This window comes from Acetobacter sp. (assembly GCF_047721705.1).
Classification (GTDB): domain Bacteria; phylum Pseudomonadota; class Alphaproteobacteria; order Acetobacterales; family Acetobacteraceae; genus Acetobacter.
This window is the reverse complement of sequence record NZ_JBDNXK010000034.1, coordinates 1-24,812: the sequence shown is the minus strand read 5'-3', so window position 1 is coordinate 24,812 and position 24,812 is coordinate 1. Positions and strand designations below refer to the sequence as shown.

The following is a 24,812-nucleotide window of genomic DNA, read 5'->3' as shown; positions in this document are numbered from 1 at the left end:
CTTACACAGTTTTATCCACAGGACGTCGACTGAGTCGTCCACTATTTCCTCAACAGCATCGACGGATGAGACATCCCTAAAAAATTCTTTACCGCACCTTGGGGAAACCCACAAAAAACGGCAGAAATCAGCCGATCAAGAGGAAAAATGACATTTTCGTAAAATTATCCGCTTGACTTGGAGGAACCCCAGAGAACGCCTCATTTTCTCACATCCCCTATTAAAGAAGACTACCCGCGAGGGTTATCCCACAGAGTTATCCACAGGGGTTCGGGAAAATGTCAGCATCTCCTTTGTCAAGCAGAATTCACTTCGTCAGAAGCGACTGAGTTTCACGCCATGCCGTTTCAATGGCGTCGAGCATTTCTCCCCGGCCTTTTGCTTCAACCGGGTCACAAACGACAACGGAGATAGTCCCCGCCTTCTTCAGGAAGCCACGATTCGGCCAGCACAGCCCGGAGTTGGTGGCGACTGGATAGACTGGCAGCGCCGTGTGTCGTGCCATCGCCACGATACCCGGCTTGAGAGAGGTGGTCGCGCCATAGGGCATGCGTGTGCCCTCCGGGAAAATGATCATCTGCCGCCCTTCTGAAGCGGCCTGTTCTGTGCGCTTCAGCAAGCCACGCATCGCCTTGGTTCCCCCGGCGCGCTCCACAGGGATCATGCCTGTCAGTTTCAGCATGGGGCCGACGAAAGGAACCTTGAGCAGTTCCTCTTTCATCACATAGGTCGGACGGGGCACCAGATTCATCCAGACCAGCGTGTCGAAAGCCGACTGATGCTGGGATGCAATGATGAAGGGCTTGTCCATTGGCAGCTTTTCCAGCCCCTCGACATGGGTGCGAATGCCGCAGAACAGACGTCCGCCCGCCAGATACAGCCGCGCCCACAGCTTTGCATACGGCAAGGCATACTGCGGCGCGAACAGGCGGATTGGCATGGAGAGCCATCCCATCAGAACGGAAATGACGACGATGTAAATCCGGAACAGGATGGAACCGATCACTCTCACGGACTTATGGCCTCCGGGCTTGCATGACGGGTCTTTATTCGGGGCGGATGGAGACCAGAAAAGTCCCGGATGCGCAACCCGAGGCGGTTGCAGATGTTGATCACTCTTGATTCCTGCCCTCCGAACGGCCAAGAACGGCATTATGTCCCTATTCCGCTCTCTCAAACTCGTCTTTTCCCGCCCCCACCCCGAGGCTTATCCGTTCCTCGGCGCGTCCGGTGCTGTCGCTCTGACGACGCATTATCTGGGAAGGCGCCTGAACTGCCCGGTCATCAAGGGCATCAGCGCGGCCAGCGGGCTGTTTTTCGGCTTCTGCCTGTATTTCTTCCGCGATCCGGAGCGCGTGCCGCCCCCGCGTGAGGGACTGGTACTGGCACCGGCTGACGGACGGATCGTGTCGATCGAAAAGATCGCGCCGCCCGTGGAACTCGGCATGGGAGAGACGCCTGTATGGCGCGTTGCGACCTTCCTGTCTGTGCTGGACGTGCATGTGAACCGCATGCCGGTAGCCGGAACGGTGTCCCGAATCGTCTACCATGAAGGCAAGTTCCTCAACGCCAGCCTCGACAAGGCCTCCACGGACAATGAGCGTAATGCGCTGAGCGTCACGCTGCCGGATGGACGGATGGTCGCCGTGGTGCAGATCGCCGGCCTCGTTGCGCGCCGGATCGTCTGTTTCGTCAAGGAAGGGGACCGTCTGGAAGCAGGCGAGCGCTTCGGCCTGATCCGCTTCGGCTCCCGCACCGATGTCTATCTGCCGCCGGGCGTTGTGCCCCAGGTGGCCGTGGGACAGACAATGGTGGGAGGCGAGACCGTTCTGGCTGATCTCGGTGCCTGATTTCTTCGTACGGTCAGGACAACGGGAAAGCATGAGAACGGGACGTATTCTGCATGGTTGAGCCCCTGAGACGCAGGCGTCGCCGACTTCGGGGAGCGCGGCAACGGCGTGCGCGCGTTCGCGGCCCCTCTTTCAATCGCCTGATTCCCAACCTGCTGACCATGCTTGGTCTGTGCAGCGGACTGATGGGCATGCGTTTCGCGCTGGACGGGCGCTTTCACTATGCCGCACTGGCGTTGCTGGTCTCGGCCATCATCGACGGGCTTGATGGGCGTATCGCACGGCTTCTGCGCGGTTCGACCCGGTTTGGGGCGGAGTTCGACAGTCTTTCAGACTTCCTGTGCTTCGGTGTCGCCCCATCTTTCGTGCTCTATCTCTGGGCGCTGAAGGATAGCGGACGCTATGCCTTCCTGCCTTGCAGTCTGTTCACCGTGTGCATGGCCCTGCGGCTTGCGCGGTTCAACGCCAGTCTCGACGGTGTTGAGGAACGTCCCAAATATGCCAGTAATTTCTTTACTGGCGTGCCCGCGCCTGCTGGGGCCGGACTGGCGCTGTTCCCGGTTTTTCTTGGGCTGGAAGCGCAAAAGCTCGGATATTCCGGCCTGTACGAAATAACGCGTCTGCCATGGCTGCCGATCCTGACCCTGACCAGCACGGCGTTCCTGCTCGTTTCAACGCTGCCTGTATGGTCCTTCAAGAACTTCAAGGTGCCGGCAAAATTCGTGCTGCCAATGATGGTCGGGCTGGGTGCTTATGTCGTGGCGCTCGTGGCGGATCCGTGGGGGGTGCTTGCGGCGATGGGCATTGTCTATGTCGCGCTTCTTCCGGTCAGTCGCATGAGTTTCCAGCGTTTGCGCCGTGCGGCGGAGGCTTTGCAGGAAGAAGAAGAGGAAGAAGAAACTTCGTCGGTTCCGCACCCGGCTGCATGACGCATCTGTTCTCGTCAGAAGGTAGCGACTGCTTTAACCGGAAAAGATTCGACAACCTCTGACAGACTGTCGTGTGACACGATGGACGCACACCCTGTAGTGGACGGGCCCTCGCCTGCCTCTCCGCCATCTTCCACTGTCGAACAGAAGAGCCCCCTGTACGGGGCTCTCCTTGTTGCTCTGGCCGCCGTCATGTGGAGCGGCGGCGGCCTGTTTGTCCGTGCACTCAGCGGCATGGATATATGGGTCGTTGTGGCATGGCGCTCCCTGTTCGCCACGCTGATTCTGCTGCCACTGTCCTTCGTCCTGTATGGACGTACGCTGTTCAGAATACGCGAGTCCATCGGCATTGGCGGCCTGATCGTCGTCCCGTTTCTGTCCATCTCCATGCTGTGTTACGTCGCCTCACTCAACGCCACGACGGTTGCGAATGTGATGGTGATGTATTCCACCACCCCGCTTCTCGCGATGGCGTTGGCCTTCCTTATTCTGAAGGAAGTCCCTGAGAAAGCCGCCCTTTGCGCGGCGCTTGTCGCCCTGTCCGGTGTGGCGATCATGGCTTTGTCATCCATGAGTTCCGCAGGTCTTGCCGGTGATGGGCTGGCTTTCATCATGACGTTGACATTCGCAGCATCGATTGTCGTTTCCCGCCGCTGGCCGCGGTACAACACGCCATTCGTCACAGGGATCGCGAGCGCTTTCTGTTCTCTCGCCTGCTTCGCGATTGCCCTGTTTCACAGCTCCGGAACGCTTCTGCCCACATCCGCAGAATTATGCATGTTGGCTGCCTTTGGTGTTCTGACGCAGGCCTTTTGCTTCCTGCTGTTCCTGCTGGGCAGCCGCTATATCCCGCCATCGGAAGCCGGGCTGATTACCCTGCTCGATGTCGTTCTGGGACCGTTCTGGGTGTGGCTGGCTTTTGGTGAGCAGCCGGAAGGCGTGGCCATCCTCGGCGGAGCAATGGTGCTCCTCGCTGTCGCAGGTTATCTCATCGTTTCAGGCAGGCGGAAAAAACGCGTTTCTATACCGCTGGGCGGGGCGTGCCCGGAGACAGCAACCTGATGATGCCGTCTAGAATGGCGTCGGGTGAAGGCGGGCAGCCCGGAATCGCGCAATCAACAGAGGCGTGCGCCTGAAGGCCACCCAGCACTGCGTAATTGTTGCTGAACGGACCACCGTCGATCGCGCAGGTGCCGACAGCCAGAAGTCCTTTCGGTTCCGGCATGGCAGCCCACGCCGCCTTGACGACAGGCGCCATCATGCGGGAGCACGCTCCTGTAACGAGCAGCATATCTGCCGTCCGCGGGGTGTTGGCAAAGGCCACACCGGCTTCCGCAAGACCATAATTGCCGGTCATGAGCGCTTCGACTTCAAGCCCGCAGGCCTCGCACCCTCCGCTATCGACATGAAAGAACGCCAAGGGGGATCGCGACACGACCGGAGGCAGCACAGGCCCCGCCGGTGTCACGAGAGACGTGAACAGCGCGCGCATCAGAACGATCGACACGATGACGTCCTCCCTCCTGGTCGTCTCAAAGACAGTCTGGCCATTATTACAGATCGACCGCCGCTGCTGAAACACCGAATGAACATCTGATCGCATCAAATCCCTGATGATCACATCCGGGCAGCACGCTTTCCTGCGTCATATGCAGCACTGCCGCCGGATCGGCGAGAAAAGTCCGTTCCACGCGGCCGCCTGACAGCACCACGACATGGCAGACAAGTCCATGCGGCCCTTCGACCGCCGCATAACCTTCCCAGCGATTCGCCGCCATGTCGCCGAGAGAGCGTACCAGATCCAGTCCCCCATCAGCGCTCTTCAGAAGTTCTCCCAGAGCAGGCACGATCCGTAGACTTTCGGCGATGTCATCAAAACGGATACGGCTGCGCGTCGCAGCATCTCCACCCGTTGCGACGGGCGTACGAATCCTGACGGCACCATAGGCCTGCATGGACTGGCGGAAATCAGCGCCTCGTCCACAGGCACGGCCTGTCGGTCCACTGAGAGAGAAGGCGGTGGCGAGAGAGCGCGGCACAACGCCCTGTCCTGCAAGCCCTGACGACAGAAGCCCGGTGGCCATCCAGAGCGCACGCGATTCTTCCAGGTCGGTAGCGCCCAGTGCGGTAATCTCCTCGCAAAGCGCAAGAAGTGCCTCGACGATCTGCTCATCCGGCAGCCGGTCATTGTCGGACAGACCAATCGTGACGCCACCGGGAATAATACAGTCCATCAGAACGCGTCGGCCAAGCGTCTCCGCGCAGACACGCATCAGTCTTTCCCGCACTTTGAACAGACGCGCCGCCACTGGATCGGCTCCCGCCGCTTTCGCCGTGCGTGCCAGCCATGTCAGATGCGTGCCGATACGCTCGATTTCACACAGCAGCGCACGGACATGCTCCGCTGCCTGTGAAACTTCAATGCCGAGAGCTTTTTCCACGGCGGCACTGAATGCCCACTGGTGCGCAATGGTCGAACCAGCACTGATCCTTCCCGCCAGTTCAGCCGCTCTCGGAAGCGTCGTTCCCGCCATTCTGGTTTCAAGGCCGCGATGGGCGAATCCCGTGAGCATGTCGATGCTCCGCACAGCCTCTCCTGCCACACCCAAGCGGCAATGGACCGGACCTTCTCCCCCACCTGTTGCTGGGCCACGTGAAAAGAGCATTCCCCGTTCCGCGACCAGAGAATCAGGAGCCGGAAAATCGTACATGTCGGACCGGACCGAAGCGGGAACGGGGCGCGTAGAAAGCGGCGCGGTCACCGTCCACGCTCCCTGATCCACCAGTGGACGTGCATCGGACACGTCCATTGCCTCGACACCCCACAGATCACGGATCATTCTCTCGAAGGGAGCCGCTGCCGGACGCGCCCCGGAAAACCCACGATAGCGTGGTCCATCGAGACGGTGAGATGCCATCAGCGGCCGCAGCACGCTCTCAGCACCGGGATCACCATCGCTGAACAGCGCGTAGACAGCCTGACCATCGCACCACAGCCCCAGAAAAACGGCTTCCTCGTCGTCCCGAAGCCGTTCCACCAGTTCATACCAGGCACTCTCATCGAGCTCGAACCGCCAGGACGTATCGGTCCTTTCTCCCGCCCGAATGGTATTTTTCACCGACGGTCGCGGCGACTCCTGCGGAACCAGCGCGCCTCCACCAAAGAAAATGGGAGGAAGATTCATCACTTCACCTCCGCTGGCAGAAGGCGAGAGGCAGGCCGCAGGGCCGGAAGCACGGCCAGAATGACGGCCACGGCGAGAAGGCCTGACGATGCGGCCATCATGGTCAAGGCCAGCAGCAATGCACAGAAGCCTGGAAACACCAGCAGCCATCGCGCAATGGCACGAGCCTTGCGAGAGGCTGGCGTCTCTACGAGCCACGGCATGGCCAGCAGAAGGCCGAGAAGAGCGAGATCAGCGATCAATGGGTGCGTCACACCGGCGGCCAGCGCGGCAAACCCTAGCCCTGCACGCGCCACAGCTTCTACCCGGTTCATGCGACCCAGCCGAAGGCTCACACTCGCAAGCGCAAGGGTGATGAGACCCGCGGCAAAAAGACTTCCCCGAAACGCCGAGGCCGTCGCTTCCGGCAGAGGAAATGTGGCGAGAAGCCCCGCAACGGCAATGGTGGCGCTGCTTGAACGCAGGAGTTCCAAAGCATCCCCAGCACGCGACAATGTCGCGCCTCGCGGAAGAAGGGTAGCGGGGAAAAGTCCCGCAAGCAGGCAGACACCTAGCCCCGCCAGTATTCCTTCCACAGCAAAGTTGGGATGAAGAAAGCCTGTCAACGCCAGCAAAGCACCAGTTGCCGTGCGCCTTACCGTATTCCAGCCTGCAATCGCCCGTCCTGCCCCCGTATCAAGCAGGATCACAGCCACAACAGGTGCCGTGATGAGCATGACGGCGCGCGCAATCGGCTCTTCCAGCATCATGGCCAGACTCAGCAGACCCGTTGTCCAGAACGGCACGGCATCGCGCGCAACCAGAGCGCGATCCTCTTCCGGCCGCGGAGGCGCAAAGCATTGCGACACAAGACCAGCATGCAGCAGCAGACATCCAACAGCGGCCAGTGGCATTTCCACCATCCAGCCCAGTTCGACGCCACCACCCGCCATCACCCCCAGAGTGACGGCCAACGGGACGTTCAGACCCGTCAGACCAACCGAGACCAGTGACAGATTGGCCGCCAGCTGAGAGGCATTCTGCCCCCCCTCTGTCTCACCCTTGCCTGTTGCAGCAGCATGAATGGCAACGATCGCGCCAGCCACGAAAGGCCACGCCAGACAGCAGAACAGCAGAATGTCGGCGACCATCAACATCATGCCGCCTCACTGCTTTCCGTCGCCTTGGGACGCAGCAGCGAAAGACGCTGCACCAGCCATGTGCCCGCGCCCGCCAGCATCAGAACGCACGCACCGATCAGCCAGCCAGCATACGGCGTGCGGATATTGGCCGCCGTCAGCAGCAGCCCGTCACAGGCTGTCAGCAGTCCGGCAAACTGGAAACGCACACCATCGCGAAGCGATAACACGGCCAGACCGATGAACGTAACCGCGAGCGCCACACTTACAACTGCTGCATTCACCGGCACGAACGGCAGGGCAAGAATGGCGGGTGGCTGAAGCATGTCGCCAGACGGCAGACTGAGATTAGCCGCCACCAGCAGGACGAGAGCGAACAGCAGGACCTTGCCCAGATGCGCCGGAGTGGCCTCTTCCGTATAACGCCTCAGCCACCAAACTGGCCCGATGGACACCATGAGCGCTGTCACCATCGTAAACAGAATGACGGGCGGCAAAGACTGTTCCAGGCTGTGCCGCAGGAGAATCATGGATGCCGCCGTCAACAGACCCAGCAGTGGCGTGACGGCAAGACCCGCCAGAAGAGTCAGCAGCGCGAGAAGCGGCAACAGGGCAAGCGCAAGCGTCATGGAGCGCCCCCTTCATCAACGGCAGCAGCTTCCGGATCGGCAGGAGGCGTTAACCGCGCCGCCGTCAGCAGTTGCAGGGCAAGCAACGCCATCAGCAGCGCTGCTGCGCCACGCAGACGCGCTGCGGCTATCGGGCCGATGGCCAGAGCACGACCCGCGCTGATTACGGTCGCCAGCAGGATACAACGGAGCAACCAGCACAGCACACCCATGAAAAACGCACCGACGCCAGCAAGAAGTGTCTGGCTTTCCCCCACCCGCGCCAGAGAACCGGGCCACATGAGATCACCCGCCAGCGTCAGCCATGTCAGTGCGACGAGATCACCAGCCACCATGCGGAGCGCATCATTGCTCCCCTGCTCCCCGGTTTCTGCCTTCGGAAGCGGATCGACGGCCGCCAGCAGCGCCACACCACCCAGTACGAACGGCGCGCCGTCAGCCAGAGGATTGCCATGCGAAAGGCCGCCAAGAACAATGGCAAGATTGGTCGTCGCACCAGCGCTGAAAAGCAGTACGGCGACGAGAAACAGCGATGGCAAGATTAACGCCGTGGCTACCGCTTGACGATAGGCACTCGTCGCCGTCTCTGCCGTCTGTGTCAGCGCCGGTAACAGGCCACAGAGTCGTGCGGCAAAAAGCAACATCCCGACCAGCAGAAGATCGGCCCAGCTATCCGTCAGAAGACCGAAGCTGAAAGCAGGGACCAGAAGTGCCGCACAGAGCGCTGCGGCGAATGACAGGGGGCCAATATAGGCCGGAAGAAACTGCTCGATCAGCGTCGGTCCATCAGTCTCATGAATGACCGGAGCAATTTTCCATGCACGGGAAATGAGGAACCAGTGCCGCAGGATCGGTTGGGCACCCGCGCCCGCCATGCGTGCAGACAGGGAAAGCCGCAGGCCATTCAGCAACGGCGCGACGAACAATACGAGCGCAAGCTGCAACGCTGTCAGCAACAGGGAAAGCGCCATGTGGAGAAAAGTCATGACCAGAACGCCATCATACAAAGGGCGCAGGCAGCGAGCGCAAGGACTGCGGCGGCACCATAATCAGCGCCTTCACTGCTGGACGTGATCATATGACGCAGACGTTTCAGCATTTTTCGAAAGAACCATGCCACGCGGCGACAACCGATCTTGGCTCTGCTTCCGGTAGGCAGGAGCATTGCCCTGATCGCCGTGGGCGCCATGTCCAGTCCCGACCAGATCAGGGGATCACCAAATGGCAACTGCTGGGTGCGCGTCGTCAGGCCGCCGAGCCAGGGCATCGTTTCGCCAACATGCACCGATGGCAGGATTTCTCTCGCCGGGCTGGCCACGATGGACTGGCCCGGTAGTAGCTTTGCCTTCAGGAGCCAGACGATACCGAGCACCACCGCCAGCATTCCCACGAGCCCCACCGGCATCCATGAAGAAAGCCCATCAGGTGCTGCCAGCGTGAACCACGGCTGCCGGGCCATTTCCACTTTCTTGCCGCTGAGTGATTCAAGCACCGGCTCGACCAGCCGCAACAGGCCTCCGGGCAGACAGTTTGCCAGCCCGGCCAACCCGAGCGTTGCGGCCACGGGCCAGAGCGATTTCCAGTTCACGTCGGAACAGGCCGCCATACGGGGGCTGCGCGCGTTGCCCAACAGAAGCAGAGCAGCAAACCGAAGCGCCGCGAGGGCTGTGAGTGCAATGATCGCCCCCTCGCCGAACAGAAAAACCAGCGCCGGCAATGCAGAAGCAAAACCATCCGCAAGCAGGCCGAGCGTGGCCTCCACCAGCAACCAGAGAATGGAGAAACCCGGACCGGGCGGCATACAGGTCAACAGGAAAAGCGCCACGGCCAGGAATGCCGCCAGTCGTGGCGCGAAAAGAAGCAGTCCCCCAAGTCGACCAAGGCGATCTGTTCCCACGCCCTCAGCGACCCACGCGCCGGTGCACAGAAACCCAGCCGCTACTGGCCAGAATATCACGATATCCAATGCCAGCACGGCAGCGGCGCAATGAGCCGTCAGGGCGGAATCAGCCGCCTGTGCGTATGCGATCAGCCCGACTGAAATGATGGCGAAGGAAGCAGGAAGCATGGCCTGCCCGACCATTGCCGCGCTGGCTCGGGATGTGGTCAGCACAATAGCAAGTCGGCCAAGGCTCAAAAGCACACCGCCAACCAGAAGAGTCGCCATCATGGCGGGCGTTACGACACAATCAGGACGCAGAAAGGTTCGACAGAGAACCAGAAGACCACATCCGGCTTCCAGCAGTGGCGCCTGCGCGAAATCCGCACGTCGTCTGCCTTCACCAGTACAGCAAACAAACGCGGCGACAATCGCAGTCCAGAATGAGGCCGGGAAACAGGCCGCAGCAAACAGCAATGTTCTTAGGCAGCCTGCCGCCGCTGATTGCCGACCGGAGAACGCCAGAACGAGCGCAGCGCTCCCCGTGCCGGTCAAGGCCAGTGGATGCGTGGACAAAGCCGCAAGGCAGGCAGAAGTAGCCGCCAGCGGCATCCGGCTGTGGAACCGCCCTCCCCGCTCGGCGCAAAAACCGATGATCGCGAAAGCGAAAAAGAAGAGACACCCAAGCGGATCGGCCCTGAAGCCGGGAATAATGTCGCCCCCTTGTCCACTCCACGGCATTCCTCCGAGGGCACACAGCGCCGCCGCCAGCCAGAGCCCCTGACTGGCGAGCCGCTGCTGACCCGGCGGAAAACCGACCCATCGCTCCGGCGTGACCGACAGCAGGCACGCGAGGACAAGCGGCAACAGGATGAAAAAGATCAGGATGGCTGAATGTCCCGCCTGTCGGATCTTATGCTTTCTTCATCGCCCACGGCGGAGCCGCCTTGCCGGTCGCAGCACGCTTGCCGACCCACGGTTCAAGTTCGGCAAAGCTGCGCACCCGCACCGCGCCCGGCCAGAGCAGCCCTTCCGCGGCACTGAACACAACAGCCTGACGCAGGCCGAGTTTCGCGCCGCCGTCCGGGTATTTCTGGAGCGTGACGCCCAGCCCTTTCGTCATGACGGGAAGCTGATCGACCGGGAAGACGAGCAATCGCTTGTCGCCGCCATAGACCGCCACCTGATCGCCCTGCGCGGGAATGCAAAGGCGTGCGCTTTCGTCACCCTTGAGGTTGAGAACCTGCTTGCCGCTTCGTTTCTCGGCGGCGAAATCGGTGTCGGCCACGATCATGCCGCGTCCGACGCTGGAGGCGACGAGGCGCTTTTTGCCGTCCTCAATGACGAACACGGAGAGGATGTCTTCGTCGTTCGACAGATCCATCAGCAGGCGCACGGGCTGACCGTCACCGCGCCCACGCGGGAGGTCTCCCGCATTGACAGTATAGGCACGGCCATCCGTAGCGAAGAAGCAGATACGGTCAGTGCTCTGACAGGGCAGCGCAAGGCGGAGGTCGTCGCCTTCCTTGAACTTCTGGGCGCTGGCGTCGATGCCGTGGCCTTTCACGGCACGAACCCAGCCCTTTTCGGACAGGATCATGGTCAGCGGCTCGCGCTCGACCAGCGTGGCGGCAGACAGGTCGATCTGCGGAGGCGGCGCGCCAAGCGTGCTGCGACGAGCGCCCAGTGCTCCGGAGCCGAAGTTCTTGCCGATTTCCTTCACCTCGGCGGCGATGCGGGACCAGCGGAGCTTTTCGTCGCCCAACAGAGCACGGAGTTCGTCGCGTTCGGCGGAGAGAGCGGTGTGCTCCTTGCGGATCTCGATCTCTTCCAGCTTGCGCAGGCTGCGCAGGCGCATGTTGAGGACAGCTTCAGCCTGCATTTCGGTGAGGCTGAAGGTCGCCATCAGGCTAGCCTTGGCATCGTCTTCCTCGCGGATGATGCGGATCACCTCGTCGAGGTTGAGATAGACGGCAAGGAAGCCTTCTAGGATTTCGAGGCGTTTCTCGACGGCGGCGAGGCGGTGGGCGCTGCGGCGTTCCAGCACTTCGTGGCGGTGGTCGAGCCATGCCTGCAACACGGAACGCAGATCCAGCACACCGGGGGCGCGGTCCGGGCCGATGACGTTCATGTTGAGCGAGAAACGGCTTTCGAGCTGAGTCGCCTTGAACAGCGTCTCCATCAGCACTTCCGGCTCGATAGTGCGGTTTCTCGGCTCCAGCACGAGGCGGATGTCGGACGAGCTTTCGTCGCGGATATCGGCCAGCAGCGGCAGTTTCTTCTGCACCAGCAGATCGGCGATCTGCTCGATCAGGCGGGATTTCTGCACCTGATAGGGAATTTCGGTGACCACCACCTGCCATGTGCCGAAGCGGCCCTGCTCGACTTCCCAGCGGGAGCGGATGCGGAAGCCGCCGCGTCCGGTCTCATACGCCTTCAGGATGGCGTCCGAATCCTCGACGATGATGCCACCTGTCGGAAAGTCCGGGCCAGGCATGTGCTGAAGGAGTTCGGCCACGGTCGCGTCGGGCTTGCGGATCAGCAGGCCAGCGGCGGCGCAGATTTCACCGGCATTGTGTGGCGGAATGCTGGTGGCCATGCCGACGGCGATTCCCGCGGCGCCATTGGCGAGCAGATTCGGGAAGGCGGCGGGCAGAACGACCGGCTCGGCGTCCTCGCCGTCATAGGTGGGGCGGAAATCGACGGCGTCGTCATTGATGCCTTCGAGCAGCGCCTGCGCGACCTTGGTCAGACGGGCTTCGGTGTATCGCATGGCGGCGGCGTTATCGCCGTCCACGGAGCCGAAATTCCCCTGTCCTTCCACAAGCGGGAATCGGACGGCGAAATCCTGAGCAAGCCGCACGAGCGCTTCATAGACCGAGGCGTCGCCGTGGGGGTGATATTTACCGATCACGTCACCAACGACACGTGCACACTTTTTAAACCCGGATGCGGGATCAAGGCGAAGCTGGTGCATGGCGAAGATAAGACGGCGATGCACTGGCTTGAGACCGTCCCGCACGTCCGGCAACGAGCGGGACATGATTGTCGACAGCGCGTAAGCCAGATACCGCTCGCTCAGGGCGTCGGTAAGTCGGGTGTCCTCGATATGGCCTGCGAACGTGTCACTCATGTCCTGTGTCCTCCGTCGTGCGCACCCATAACGGAGAGATACGCTTTGGCCAACGTCCTGACCGGTTTTTCACGCCGTCCGGCATTTCGATTTGCCTCTCTTTTTGCCGCGCTGAGCGGCCTCGCCGCCTGCTCTCCGGCTGATCGGTATCTCCAGACCGGTGAACAACTCGCTTACAGCGGCTTCACGGCGCACGCAGCCGACACCACCGCCCGTTACGAGATGATGAATCTTTTACCCGCCGGAATGCTCACTTACCGTCCAACCACCACCGGTCCGGTCTATCTTTATGCCGACCGTATCGGTTGTGGCTGCGTCTATATGGGCAATCAGGCCGCCTTCATGGACTATAAAAGCAAAACCCTGACAGGCATTCCAAGCCCGGCGGCCATGACGGCCGAAAATAACCAGCACCCCGGCTGGGACTGGACCGTGTGGTCCAGCAATGCCGACCCGGGACCGAATCAGCCGAAGCATATGATTGGCGCGGAGTGGTAACGCGCCTTCAGGCGGCTTTTATTCGGCGCACACGGGGCTGCAATCGCCATAACTCCAGCCGTGGCACGCCCATAAGGCCACTTTTCTCACGTCGTTCTCCCGCCACCGGCGAATGATCCTTATAGAATCGGTTCGCTGCGGTGCCTCGCCAAATCAGCTGCAATACGCCTGACGGAAAACTGAACTCTTTGGGGCACGGGAAAACAGCCTGATCCGTCAGGCTTACGCCGCATGGTACGTCATCAATGCGACACTCCAGCGTTCCCCTGACCTTCGGGATCACCAGATGCCAGCGACAGGAAACGTCTGCGCTCGCGCTCTCGTTGCCGACTGAGGACAGATCGACCTGATATATCCCGCTTCCGTCGGCTCCCATTCCCTGCTCCTCCAGCGGCAAAGTCGGCGTAACAGGCTGCCAGACATTCAGTGCATCCTCCGCGAACTGCCATCCATCCGTCAGCTGTATCATTGGTCCCTGCGGAAACGGCATCCATTCGAGCACGTCTTCCAGAGCCCCGGATGCAACGCCCTCCTCCCATTCGAGACAAAGCATCTCGTGTGGCCTCACCCGAATAGCGACAGCTTCTCCTGCGGGAATTGTTCCCCATGAACGCCATGCGCGTTCCGCTGCACTTTGAACCCATTTCGCAGGAGCAGCCTCCCAGCCCCGTAGATGACGAGGCTTTTCTGATGCGCCGAGAATCAGCTCTCGCCACTGGCCAATTTCATTCTGGACCGCCAGACGGTCGCGAGGCGGACTGTCGGACACATGATGCCACGCTATGCGCCCAGAAAGCGGAAGTTTCTGCGCCGGATCAGATGGAATGGTGCCTAACTGATCCGGGGAGGACAGCCGCGCTACATTCCGAAGACCCGCTGCCAGCCGCCACGCCTCCTCAGCAATCGCGTCCTCTTTCACCCCACGCAGCACATTTTCCAGCCCCCAGCTACCGCCGCTTGGCTCGGCCCCGCAAAGAGGAACCAGTGCCGCCCCACCCACTGCACTGGCCAGAATTTCGTGACCTTTCTGTTCACCGAATGCCTGTAGAGCCGCAAAACTCGCTGCATGTTCCAGCCACCCCACGCCGGGCAGGATCACGGTTGTGATGCCTGCTTCAATCTCTCCTCTTACCAACTGGCTTTCATCGATGATCACAAAGGGACAACCCGCCTCATCCAGAGCCTGAGCCCATGCGCCGAACAGATGCGCCGACGTGGCATCGACCGGGCCAGCCCACAGATCGGCCAGCGGATACAGAAGGGCGACGCTGCGGACGGGTTCTCCCTCTTCCAGAAACTTCGAAACCTCGAACAGTTCGTTGGAAAGAACATCCATATGTTCCCACCACGGCTGCAAATTGAAGCCCGGTGGGAAATCCTGAACGGGGTCGAACATTCCAGAGGGTGTGCGCTTGACGACACCGGGAAGATAGAGTGCGTGCAACAGTATACGTCGCGCACCACACAGCAGATGGCGAAGAGATTGCGTGCGCAGACGCGCAGGCGTCAGATCCCATTGCCCAAGCAGCGAAGCACGACCGACCTCACGCCCCGTGGAGTACTGTTCGACCGTGCAACGCGAGCGGCCATTCGCCCGGGCGACTGAATCTCCAAGAATGACCGAGAGTTGGGGCACGTAATCCGCGGCATCCACCGTAGTTGCCGTGCGATAACGATCCACAGCAAAATGATCCGTCCCCGGCATCACTCGCGGATCAATGCCTCCCAGCCCTTTACGTGGCGACCATGCACCGACGTGCGGCAACAATTCATGACCGCTCAGCCCCACGCCCCGTTCTGCGCACCAACGCGACAAGGTTCCGAAAAACGCTTCATGCATGCAGGAAGAGTAGATTCTGAAAAATTCCAGACGAAGGCGCGAGGACTTTTCATCGTCTTCCTCCGCAAGCGCTGCGAGATGTTGCAGAGTTATCCCCCGTGCAAAAAGATCTTCATCCCAAAGCACACTGTTGCCAACAAAACCGCAACGCTCGGTCCAGTCCTGAAAACCTGCATAGGGGTGATCGAAGAAAAACCCATCCGCTGATGGCAGCACATCAAGGAGCGGACCATAGACCTTCTCCACGAACCGCTCCGCCATCTCCGGCAACAGGTAATTGACCAGACGTGACCCAAAGCTCCGCGCTGACAGCAGAAGGGTAATCTCGCCTTCATCAGAAACCGTTTTCTCGAACCTTGCGCTTACAGTACAACCGTTTTCACCCGGCTCCACGATCAGTTCATAGGGAGCAAGCACCTCTCCATTTCGTACGAAACCCTGAACCTGCCAGTCTCCCCACCGCGCGACACCTTGTTCGTTGCACCACAGAGCACCTTCTGGACCAAGAAAATCAAGAAAACTTGAATGTATGGAAGAGATTGTAAAAACGTACCGTCCGTTATCAGAAGCGCTTCTTCCTTTACACCAGAACAGATGACGTTCGCGCAGGTGGTCTGCGCCTTTGACTGTCGCGCCTCCGCCATGGCCCGACATCCAGTTGTATTCGTCATAAATTTCAACTGACAGACCGAGATCTTTCGCCTGTTCTCCTACATAGGCACAACGGGCGAGATAGGTAGGGGTGAGATAATCATCCCACGGCATCGACAGCCGCGCCTGGATCAGAACACAGCCTAGTCCAGCGCGTCTGGCAGACTGAAGAACTTCCAGACACTCAATCTCCTCTGGCAGATAATGCCAGAACCAGAATGCTGCGGGGCGAAATTGATTGTCGGTATTCATACCGTGTCAGCCGCTCACGCTGACTGGCGACTGAGCACCGATCGGCGAAAGCCAGACCTGAATCTCGAATATATCCTTTTCCAGCAGAATTTCTGCCCCACGCCTGCTGTCAGCAACGGTCAGGTTTCGATCCCCTGACGTAGCTTTCACGACGGACGCCGCATCTACGCCACCAAGAATAATGTGCTCTTTTTCCTGAGACGAATTTGATGAAAAAACCAGAGATATAAAATGCTTTTCGATGCAGAGATGCGAAACACGTCCTGGGCGCGTCCATGCGAGAAGCAGTTGCCCTTCACGTTCGAGCCGCGCTTCTTGTTCAGTCATCCGCAGAACAACAGCTCCCACCGGACTTGTCACAGGCCCCAATCGACCGGGCGAACCATCCCACGACACACACCATCCATGCCACGGACTCATTTCCATGACATCCGAGACACCAATCAGTGGGAGCATCGCACCCCATGAAAGAAAAAGATCCGTATCGGCCTGATCGTCCGCAAGGCCAGTGTCGGCGTTATAGTTCTCTCCTGAAATCCGCTTCTCTTTCCATGAAAGATCGAAGAGATCCATGCTGCTATTAACCAGAGCCGTTGCGGCTTTATCCAGACCGTAGCGCCGCAGCCCCTGCCACACGAAGTAATTCACGTTCGGCCAGATCCTGCCTCGCCAGTAAACATTGTCATGAAATGCGGGATCATCGCGGCTGACATTCGGCAGCATGAAGCGTCCCCCGAACACCTCGGGGTCCATCAGAAGAGCAACAAGACGTTCCGTCTGCTCTTCCGTCGCCGCTCCACATATCAAAGGATAAAGCGATGTTGGACCGATGCTTTTCACAAATGGTCCTCCACCACGCTGTCGGTTGGCGAAAACACCACGTTCCGCATCCCACAGCACATCCGAAATAGCCTTTCGCCCTGTCGCCGCAAGCTGATCGAAACGCGCGCTATCGTCCACGCGCCCTAAAGCGCGCGCCATATTCGCCAGCATCTCTGCATCCAGCGTCAGACAGCAGTTCAGACCAAGATCGACGGTCGAAAGGCAGCGCGTTTCAGGTTCATAAATGGCTTCGTCATGAGTTGGTGAATTGTCCATGCCCGTTTCATTACATGCGCCGAAACGAGTGCCCTGATACAGCCCATCCCCCACATCCGATGTACCGCATGACACCAGGCCCGTGCCATCCGGATCACGCATTGCACGCCACCAGTCATGATTGCGCACCAGATCATCGTAAGTCCGCTCCAGCACACTCAGTTCGCCAGTCCGCAGATAAATCATCCACATCATGAATGCGCCATTTGGTGCCTGCGTGCGATCCACCCATGCATCATTCGATGTCACGATACAGGCAAAATTCCCCTGTGGTGTCGCACTGGCCATGGAAACATCTATGTTTTCACGGGCAACAATCCGATCAAACAGGGAGGTCATCAGGGCAGCATAGGTCTGGTCGTTCCACCAGACGGCAAAAGTCCCCAGATTCCACAAGCGGCTGACACACGTATAGCTCCGGTGGTTCAAACCGTCATACAGAGTGTTCCACGCCATGACGTCACGAACCGCATCCAGAGCACCTGTGTGGCGCCCTTCCTGCACAGGCAGGTCTTGATGCACGTCGCTTTTCCGCAGTTCATTTTCGACAAGATTGGCAGACAGCTTTTCACTATCCGCAACAGCAGCAGCGAAACGGCAGGACGGCATCATTTCAAGATTGAAGCGTAGCACGAGAACCGGAGCCTCCACACCGCGGCTTCCCTTATAAAAATAACCGTTTTTCTCGAAGTCTTCTTGTACATCATCCAAGGTTTCGTGTGCAGTAATCTGTACCGGCGCGATTTCAGGACGTAGCGCCACAACACGTCCATTCACCGAGACAAGAGCTTCGGTGCCATTCCAACGGACCAAACTACCATCGTCGGCCGACAGACAGAGTGAGACCCAGTAACGCAGCCCCCATTCCCCGCGTCGTCCAAGATTCCACTGCCCTACAAATGAACATGGCGTAGATTTTACATAGGAAAAATCGAGTTTTGTTTCCGCGAAGTCAGTCGAAAATTCTATCAGACTTCCATCCACCGCATGACGTCCGAACGTCATGTTTTTACCACCCGCCAATGTGGTCGCGGCTTTCAGTTTTGTTGAGTATAGAATTGGCGTAATACGCACACCCAATGGCAGGAACACCATTGCGGCAGGATAGTCAGACCATGTGTTCCAAGCCCAGGCCATAGGCATGTTTCCATTGATCATCATGGTCATTTTTTTATCCATTTCTGCCTATCTGACCCAACACTGCCATCAATCTTTCCATCTGAGGCTCATGCCCAAAACTCCATGACAACGTATCGTAAATTCCAAGAAACGACTTGCGCCCACGCGCCAGAAGGTCGCGTGCTTCCTGCTGGCTCATGGTTTCTTCTTCCATCAGCCATGTCACAAGGCTTTCTTCAGCCCCCACTACATCCAGAACGGCGCTCATCGGTGTATCACAGGTGACGGATGGGGCATCCATTATCAAACGATCAAGCGTTATGCTCGCGCTAAGCCTGATATCGCGGGAAGAAGCTCCCACATCAATTGAAACAGCACCCTCTGAAAGTCTCCAGTCCTGACAGAGAACATCGAAATATGAAAAATCTCTGACAGACAAAATCAGCTCAATTTGACTGCTTTCACCTGCTTCTAGATCGACGCTGCCAAACTCCCTCAAAACACGCAAAGGATACGTCACTCGACGTTCACGTTTTCCAACATCCTGTCGCCGCACATAGACCTGCCATATCTCCCTACCACGGAGCATACCGGTATTCGTAACACAGAATCTGACTTTTACCGTTTGCTCTCGGCCCTCCCCCCGCTGTTCTACCGACAGATCATCATAGGAAAATTCTGTGTAAGACAGGCCAAATCCGAATGGATAGGCAGGCGTGACTTTTCTGCGATCAAACCAGCGATATCCGACGAAAATACCTTCACGATAGAGATGTTGGCCCTGCTCCCCGGGCCACCCGAGCCATGCCGGACAATCCTCTTCGCGCTGAGGCCAACTCGTCGTTAATTTTCCGGATGGACACTGATCACCGCTTAGAAGATCTACAATTGCCTGACCAAAGCCCTGACCCGCATAACCAGCACTCAGGATAGCCGATACATTGTCACGCCACGGAAGCAACACTGCGTCGGGGGCAATGACTATAGCTACGATATCGACGCCACATTTCAACAGACGGGTCATCAAGGTGTCATGAGCAGGAAGCAGGGAAAGACTGTTCCGGTCTGCATCCTCTCCAGATTCTGCCTTTGGCGCGCTGACAAAAATAACAACCGTTTCCACCTGACCGGCCAGACTTATGGCTTCTTCTTCGCGCTCGGCTGAAAATGCACCGTCTTCCGTCCAGCCCGGCGCATACTTGATTTCACGATCAGGAAAACGCTCACGCAAGGCGAAAAGAGGTTTGTCCACTCTCCATGCCGTTACAGCCGCACTCCCAGCCCCCTGTATCTGCGGCGCCATTGCATCTGTCCCCACCACTAGGATTGGACCGCCCTGTGCTTTCAAAGGTAAAACGGCGCCTTCGTTACGCAGCAGCACGCACCCTTCCACTGCCCCTTTTACGGCCAGTGCATGATGTAATGGATAATCGGGAGTTGGCACGCACTGTTCCGTTCTGCGTGCCTCATCAATACGATCGATAAGTTGCAGAACATGACGACATGAATCATCCAGAACCTTCATCGGCACCACGCCCGCATCGACAGCGGCAGCAAGCCGCGCCTGCCGTGCCCGGCTCAATGGCATGTCGAGGTCACAGCCAGCCATCAGCGCAGCGGTCCGATCACGGATCGCATGCCAGTCCGACATGACCAAGCCACCATACGCCCACTGCTCCCGCAATATTTCATGAAGCAGACAATGACTTTCCGATGCTTGAACACCATTGAGACGATTATAGGCTGTCATGACTGTCCACGGATCGGACTTTTTGATGGTACGTTCAAATACGGCGAGATAGACCTCACGCAACGCCCGGTCTTCTACCACGGAATTCATTGTAATTCGTTCGGTCTCGGAGTTATTGCAGGCTAGATGTTTGAGTGAGGCAGCCACACCGCAACTCTGTAATCCTGCAATCAAACCAGCAGCCATGTCTGCCGAGAGCACAGGATCTTCACTGTAATATTCGAAGCTTCTTCCAGACAGTGGCATTCGACGAATATTGACACCGGGCCCCAGAAGAACATCTATATTTCGTGCACGACATTCCCAGCCAAGCGCCCGACCGATGTCATGCATAAGCTCCTTATCCCAGCTTGCCGCCAGAACAGAGGCTGCAGGAAAGCAGGTTGCGGGATAACTTGTTCCTAGAAGTGCGGAAGTAGACTCATCGGTATTCCGGCCGGTTTCCACCAAAGCAAAAAATGCGTCTGTATCATCATCTTCTTCCGACGATCCTTCGGCACTACGAACCACTCTGAGCCCATTGGAACCATCGGCCATATGGAGAGACCGTATGCCCAGTCGTTTGATTTCCTGCGTATGAAACAAGCCCGCCCCGGAAACGAGCGCCAGTTTCTCCTCCACGGTCATTGCGACAAGCGCACGCTCGACCCAATCGGTCATTGTTTCAATCCTCTGGAATAAGCAAAATTTCTGGCGGCATCTGCCGTTCTATTGTTTCCGATGGAGATGGATAAAACTGGATCAGAATGATCGACAATATTCCAACGCAAAACGGCACACCTAAAAAGCCAAAGGTAATCGCTTCCCGCGTAGACACATTCTGTATGGCGGAATGTCCATCATAGCCACCCCAGGCCAGAAGTGCTGCGACCAGAAAACCTCCGAGTGCCCAAGCACTTTTTCCGGCGAAACTGTTGACTGAATACGCTATTCCAGCAGCACGAACACCCGTCAAAACCGCGCCAACATCGATCGCTTCTGCAAGCATGGTGTAGAATACCGGGAGTGCTATTCCGTCGAAGAAACAGACGAGAGAGAATAGTCCTATCAGCAACCATGCATTATTTGGGGCCAGCCAGAACAGAGCCAGCGATGTGACAGAACACAGATATCCAAGCGTAACAGCACGTTTCCACCCCAGACGAGGCGCAATAAATGACGAGATGAATACACCGCCAGCTTTTGTCACACCCATGACTGAAATTAGAAAACCACCGAAAGCTGCATCACGCCCCAGCACGTGTTGGGCGTAATAGATAGCAAAACCATAGAAAGAAGTAAGATCAATATAAAATAGGCTCAGCACGATCGTGACCACGACCCATGCCCGGTTTTTTAACAGGGAACGCAACGTCGTGCTGAGCGGCTGCTTATCTGGGGCCAGCATAAGGCGTTCACGACAGGTCCATGAAGGCACCATGGCGACCACCGCACCACAGGCAGCGACAAGGCCAATTCCCTCTGCATATCCGAAATGAGCAACTGCTGGCGGCACCACACTGCCAACTAGAAAAGTTCCTAAAGTTGCGCCCACCATTCGGTAAGTCGACAACGAAAGACGATCATTCGATCGTTCAGTCATTGTGTTGGGAAGCAATCCATATGGAACAATGAAGAATGAAAAAAGTATACCCATCGCCAGATAACTGATCCATGCCCAGCTCAGTTCGCCTCTCACACTCGAAAAAGGACGCAGGAAACAGGCGACAAGCGAAAGTGCCAGCGGCACGGCGAACCAGCGTACATAAGGCATGACCCTGCCCGCAAACAATCCACGTCGATCAATGATCAACCCCACGAGCGGGTCTGAAAAACTGTGAACAATCCGCGCGACGAGCATCAACATGGCAAGCTGGGCGGCGGCCATGCCGACAACGTCGGTATAAAAATGAATCAGATAGGAGCCGGTAATTCCAAACATACCGTTTCCGACAAGATCACCCAGCCCGAAAGACATTCGCTCCTTCAGAGGCAGGCGCTGCTGTTCCTGAACTTTGGTTTGACTGCTGGTTTCAGTCACCCGCGTTCATCCTGTTCAGCATTCCCCACTCCTTATACGAGACGCACCAGATGATGCGTCCTCAGATAGTCTCTGATGAATTGAATTATACGATGATCAAAAGTCTGCTCTCACTCCTCCAAAGAACTGCCTAGGCGCACCGACGACAAGTGACTGGTAATCGCCTGACAACGGATTTCCGCCATCGTCGCCAGCCATCATGAGATATTTCTGCCCCGTCAGATTGGTGATGTTAAAAGTCAACTGAAGATTGGCTGCTGGACCGATACGTCCGAAATCATAGCGCGCACCGAAATTGACCAGCCAGTATGTCGGCAACTTCGTATCATTGGTATAGCTGAAGTAACGCTTACCGATATAAGCGGCATCGATATGGAATGCAGCCTTACCCCACTGATAGTCTGCGGCGGCTTTATACATGAAAACCGGATAGTTAACGACGTGCTTGCCCTGTACGTGATAGGTTATGCCCTGCTGGGTGATGTTGTTGTCATATGTCGCATGGTTATAGCTGATGGAATTAAAAATGCTCAGATTTTTAATTGGCTTCAGTGTCACGGATGAATCAACGCCATTCATGGTCACACCACCGAGATTGGTAACTGTGGTCTGAGGATTCTGCTGACTGCCAGACACCATGGCGCCAAGTCGGTTGGAGAAGTCCACGTGATATCCGCTGAGGGACGCGTCGACATAATGACTGTTAAAGCGGTAACCGACGGAATAAGCCCAGTCAGATTCAGGCTTGAGCGATTTTCGGGAAAGATCGAATGCCTCTTGAGAAACCGCAAAAGGTGAAGCTGACAGGTGGTAGCCACTCTCCGGGTAGGCACGCATGTTGCGCGACACATCGAAATACAGCTCATGATGCTTCAGGAAACGCCAGTCAGCACTGAAATGCGGCAGGAAAGCTCCGAACGTCGTTAGCCCCACACCACCAGCCAGAGCATCTGTTCCAGTATAAGGCTCGTAATTTCCTGTTTCCGAAACACGCGTTGTACTCAGCATGGATTTGAAACCTGCATGAAGAGCCAGATTGTCGATTGGCCGGTAAGTATCTTCAATGAAGGTCTGGAACGTATTGGTATTGTACGTCTGCCCCCAGAGATGTGCAAAAGCATTCCGCCATTTCCGGAATGGATTAGGCGAAATCGTTTCTCCGTCAGCCAGAACGGGATCGTTATAAGCGAACATATCCGAGATATATTTGTTGTTTTCATACCATAAGCCGGCACGGATATGGTTCCGCGCCACATCGTAGGTAACCGCCGAGGTCAAACCATAACGATGGATAGATGGCTGCTTGACGATTTCCGAGAGTGGCGCACCATTCGCCGACGGCATCCAGGGACTGCTCCACTGCGTCGCAGCATCCTGACCATGACCATACACCACGGTATCCCAGTAAAGTCTGGGAGCCATTTTCAGATGGAAATTCAGACCGCCCAGGTAATCCGTAGTGGTCGTGGTTCCAGCATAGTAAGCAACATCTTTTGGATCGCTGGTCTTGTCTTCGCCGTGATTATAAATGCCCTGCGCCATCTGGTAAGCACGGCGGTAATCCGGATACGTGTTGGCAACATTGTAGCCCAACACACGAACCATCTCGAGAGATTCAGCCTGATAGTTATATTGCGACAGATCCGAATAATCAAAGAACAGCGAGACGCGACTTTCTTCGCGAATTGGCTGCACCAACTTGAAATTCACCTGTTGCAGGAACTGGTTTCCCTGCCCCTTCCACAACTGCGTGTCGTTACGCATATAGGAAGCGTAGAATTTCGTTCCGGAATCAGTCAGTTTACCACTATCAAAACGAATAAATGTGTGAACAGATCCGTTACTGCCACCTGTCTGAGCCAAAGTGCCACCCAGCTTATCCTTGGGATCAGACGAATAGATACGGACAGCGCCCCCGAGGCTGTTCGTGCTCGGCATATCCAGCGCACCCGCGCCCTGCGAAACGTCCATATTGCCGACATTTTCAGATGAGATCGCCTCGACCGTATTCAGGCCGTTATAGTTACGATAAACAGGCTCACCCAGCGGAATACCGTCAAGCGCAAAACCAATCTGGTTCTGTGAAAAACCATGCATGTAAAGTTTCACGCCGCCCGTATCCACACCCTGTGGATCATCGGACTGAAACAACACGCCGGGCTGTCTTTCAAGTATTTTCAATACTGACGTTCCAGCGACGGCAGATTGAAATTCCTTTGCAGAAATAACGGTTGTTGCGCCGCGCGTCACATGACGTGATGCCCTCACCGCCATCCCTTCCACGGCTCCCGCCATGACATGCGTGCGTGCCGCTTTAGGCTTCGTGGATTTGTCAGGCGCAGCCTTTGCCTGAGACACGGAAGCGGGAGATGTTTTCGTTTTATGGGCGTGAACGGACTGCGCCATGGCCGCCGACGTGCCGCTGAGAAACGTAACACCAGCTAGGAAGGAAATTCGCCTCATATTCCACTCCGAAAGAGGATGACCGCACATCAGAAAGCGCTCAAAACCACCATCCACACACTTAGGCCCTCGCCCATAGCCATGCATGTTTAACATAGGATGGTCCAAATGACTGCATTTCCTAGCTATCAATACAATTTCGGATTCGCAACGATTAAATCGCGTATACGCTTATTTTTTTGAACTTCAAAAAACCAGAGAAATAAAAATGTTGTTATATAACAACGATGTTAAGGTCATGAGAATTTCTGGTTTTCACAGAAAATTTTCCAAACAATATCACCCCAGTGCCCAGCCTGCCTTCAATCTCTGGAAAATTCGAAAAATCTTGTTTTTCAAAACAATATCAATCTGTTCAGATAAAATTATCAATACAACAATACAGCACCATTTTATAT

17 protein-coding genes are annotated in these 24,812 nt (G+C 57.2%); 4 read left to right on the top strand and 13 right to left on the bottom strand.

Annotation, left to right across the window (positions count from 1 at the left end; translation table 11 throughout):
• Positions 1-307: 307 nt before the first annotated feature.
• The gene (locus tag ABF824_RS07710; RefSeq protein ID WP_415487708.1) at positions 308-1,012 is read right to left on the bottom strand and encodes a lysophospholipid acyltransferase family protein; all 705 of its coding nucleotides are present in this window, start codon (positions 1,010-1,012) and stop codon (positions 308-310) included.
• Between the two features lie 139 nt (positions 1,013-1,151).
• Here ABF824_RS07710 and ABF824_RS07705 point away from each other — a divergent pair, with 139 nt between their 5' ends.
• The 3 genes from ABF824_RS07705 to ABF824_RS07695 all read left to right on the top strand — a co-directional run bounded on the left by ABF824_RS07705 (position 1,152) and on the right by ABF824_RS07695 (position 3,841).
• Positions 1,152-1,850, top strand: coding sequence for a phosphatidylserine decarboxylase (locus tag ABF824_RS07705; protein WP_415487725.1), 699 nt, complete (start codon positions 1,152-1,154; stop codon positions 1,848-1,850).
• Positions 1,851-1,903: 53 nt separating this feature from the next.
• Positions 1,904-2,779, top strand: coding sequence for a CDP-alcohol phosphatidyltransferase family protein (locus ABF824_RS07700; protein ID WP_415487706.1), 876 nt, complete (start codon positions 1,904-1,906; stop codon positions 2,777-2,779).
• 81 nt (positions 2,780-2,860) lie between these two features.
• The gene (locus ABF824_RS07695) at positions 2,861-3,841 is read left to right on the top strand and encodes a DMT family transporter (RefSeq protein WP_415487704.1); all 981 of its coding nucleotides are present in this window, start codon (positions 2,861-2,863) and stop codon (positions 3,839-3,841) included.
• On the opposite strand, the gene ABF824_RS07690 is transcribed toward ABF824_RS07695, so the two are convergent.
• From ABF824_RS07690 to parC, 7 genes are read right to left on the bottom strand one after another with little or no spacing between them, the layout of a single operon-like run.
• A complete protein-coding gene (locus ABF824_RS07690) occupies positions 3,801-4,286 on the bottom strand; it encodes an NADH-quinone oxidoreductase subunit B family protein (protein ID WP_415487702.1) in 486 nt (161 codons plus the stop codon). The two genes, ABF824_RS07695 and ABF824_RS07690, sit on opposite strands and share 41 nt — an antisense overlap.
• A gap of 46 nt (positions 4,287-4,332) precedes the next feature.
• Positions 4,333-5,964 carry an NADH:ubiquinone oxidoreductase gene (locus tag ABF824_RS07685; RefSeq protein WP_415487700.1) on the bottom strand — a complete coding sequence of 544 codons (1,632 nt, stop codon included), beginning with the start codon at positions 5,962-5,964 and terminating at the stop codon, positions 4,333-4,335.
• Positions 5,964-7,103, bottom strand: a complete 1,140-nt coding sequence (locus tag ABF824_RS07680) for a hypothetical protein (protein ID WP_415487698.1) — start codon at positions 7,101-7,103, stop codon at positions 5,964-5,966. Before ABF824_RS07680 ends, ABF824_RS07685 begins: the two co-directional genes overlap by 1 nt.
• Complete coding sequence (locus ABF824_RS07675; protein WP_415487696.1) at positions 7,100-7,711, bottom strand: hypothetical protein; 612 nt, start codon at positions 7,709-7,711, stop codon at positions 7,100-7,102. The genes ABF824_RS07680 and ABF824_RS07675 overlap by 4 nt, the downstream gene beginning before the upstream one ends.
• Entirely contained in the window at positions 7,708-8,697 is a 990-nt protein-coding gene (locus ABF824_RS07670) for a hypothetical protein (protein ID WP_415487694.1), read from the bottom strand. The genes ABF824_RS07675 and ABF824_RS07670 overlap by 4 nt, the downstream gene beginning before the upstream one ends.
• Complete coding sequence (locus tag ABF824_RS07665) at positions 8,694-10,457, bottom strand: hypothetical protein (RefSeq protein WP_415487692.1); 1,764 nt, start codon at positions 10,455-10,457, stop codon at positions 8,694-8,696. The genes ABF824_RS07670 and ABF824_RS07665 overlap by 4 nt, the downstream gene beginning before the upstream one ends.
• A 46-nt stretch (positions 10,458-10,503) precedes the next feature.
• Positions 10,504-12,723, bottom strand: coding sequence for a DNA topoisomerase IV subunit A (gene parC, locus ABF824_RS07660; RefSeq protein ID WP_415487690.1), 2,220 nt, complete (start codon positions 12,721-12,723; stop codon positions 10,504-10,506).
• Positions 12,724-12,768: 45 nt separating this feature from the next.
• On the opposite strand from parC, the gene ABF824_RS07655 reads away from it, so the two are divergent.
• Entirely contained in the window at positions 12,769-13,221 is a 453-nt protein-coding gene (locus ABF824_RS07655; protein ID WP_415487688.1) for a hypothetical protein, read from the top strand.
• 7 nt (positions 13,222-13,228) lie between these two features.
• Here the strand turns inward: ABF824_RS07655 and ABF824_RS07650 are convergent, their stop codons facing one another.
• From ABF824_RS07650 to ABF824_RS07630, 5 genes are all read right to left on the bottom strand, one after another.
• Complete coding sequence (locus tag ABF824_RS07650; RefSeq protein ID WP_415487686.1) at positions 13,229-15,964, bottom strand: hypothetical protein; 2,736 nt, start codon at positions 15,962-15,964, stop codon at positions 13,229-13,231.
• A gap of 6 nt (positions 15,965-15,970) precedes the next feature.
• Positions 15,971-18,229 (bottom strand): MGH1-like glycoside hydrolase domain-containing protein, encoded by a 2,259-nt coding sequence (locus ABF824_RS07645; protein WP_415487684.1) that lies wholly within the window; start codon positions 18,227-18,229, stop codon positions 15,971-15,973.
• Positions 18,230-18,233: 4 nt separating this feature from the next.
• Positions 18,234-20,591, bottom strand: coding sequence for a beta-glucosidase family protein (locus ABF824_RS07640; RefSeq protein WP_415487682.1), 2,358 nt, complete (start codon positions 20,589-20,591; stop codon positions 18,234-18,236).
• A 4-nt stretch (positions 20,592-20,595) separates the two neighbouring features.
• Entirely contained in the window at positions 20,596-21,951 is a 1,356-nt protein-coding gene (locus ABF824_RS07635) for an MFS transporter (protein WP_415487680.1), read from the bottom strand.
• A gap of 96 nt (positions 21,952-22,047) precedes the next feature.
• A complete protein-coding gene (locus tag ABF824_RS07630; RefSeq protein ID WP_415487678.1) occupies positions 22,048-24,414 on the bottom strand; it encodes a TonB-dependent receptor in 2,367 nt (788 codons plus the stop codon).
• Positions 24,415-24,812 lie beyond the last annotated feature (398 nt).